The following is a 614-nucleotide window of genomic DNA, read 5'->3' on the forward strand; positions in this document are numbered from 1 at the left end:
TTGGGGTTCTGGTGGGGTGGAGTTGTTGCGGGAGGCTCGGGAGTGGCCGCGGGTGGGGCGGGTGCGGCGGGCGGGTGTGTCGTCGTTCGGGATCAGCGGCACGAACGCGCACGTCATCATCGAAGAATTCGACGAGTCCCGGGAGCCGGCACCCGAAGAAGCCGACGCATCACCCACCGAGTCCGCCGGGCCCGTGGGGCGTCCGCGGCCGGCCGTTCCCGCCCCGCTCCCCGCGGTGCCCTGGGTGCTGTCCGGCAGGACCCCGGCGGCGCTCCGCGGCCAGGCCGCGCGGCTGCTGACCCACCTGGAGAACGAGCCCGCGCTCGACCCGCACGACGTGGCCCTCGGCCTGGCCACCGGCCGGGCCGTGCTCGAACACGGCGGCGCGGTCGTGGGCCGGGACCGGGACACCCTGCTGAGAGGACTGCGGGCCCTGGCCTCCGGCGACTCGGCGCCCCAGGTCGTGCGCGGCTCGCGCGCCGCGGGTAAGACGGCGTTTTTGTTTACGGGGCAGGGGTCGCAGCGGGTGGGGATGGGGTTGGGGTTGTATGGGGTGTCGGGGGTGTTCGCGGGGGCGTTTGATGAGGTGGCGGGTGAGTTGGAGGGGCGTTTGG

The 614-nt window shown here is 74.1% G+C and carries 1 protein-coding gene; it reads left to right on the forward strand.

The features are described 5' to 3' along the window. Positions 1–16: 16 nt before the first annotated feature. The coding region (locus RM779_RS33250; protein WP_311621530.1) for a ketoacyl-synthetase C-terminal extension domain-containing protein at positions 17–614 on the forward strand (598 nt) is incomplete at its 3' end.

The organism is Streptomyces johnsoniae (assembly GCF_031845565.1).
In the GTDB taxonomy this organism is placed as follows: Bacteria; Actinomycetota; Actinomycetes; order Streptomycetales; family Streptomycetaceae; genus Streptomyces; species Streptomyces johnsoniae.